Genomic DNA, 211 nt, shown 5'->3' with positions numbered 1-211 from the left:
AGCTCCTCGCGTTCGTCGCTGGTCAGCCCGTCGGTGCGGGTGCCGGCGTCGCGCTCGGCCTGCACGACCCACTGCCGCACCGCGGTCTCGGTCAGGTCGAAGTCCTTCGCGACCTGACCCACCGACCGGTCGCCCCGCCTGCACAACTCCACGATCTCAGCCTTGAACTCCGGGGTGAACGACCGCCGAGGCCGCCGCTTCCTGCTGCCCA

At 71.1% G+C, this 211-nt stretch carries 1 protein-coding gene; it reads right to left on the bottom strand.

Annotated features, from left to right (window positions below):
• Nucleotides 1–211 (bottom strand): transposase (locus IEZ00_RS38170; protein WP_189226096.1); only part of this gene is annotated, 211 nt, incomplete at both ends.

This window comes from Saccharothrix coeruleofusca, from assembly GCF_014648515.1.
Lineage (GTDB): Bacteria > Actinomycetota > Actinomycetes > Mycobacteriales > Pseudonocardiaceae > Actinosynnema > Actinosynnema coeruleofuscum.
Note: the sequence above shows the minus strand (reverse complement) of the source record. Positions and strands in the feature narration are given on the sequence as shown.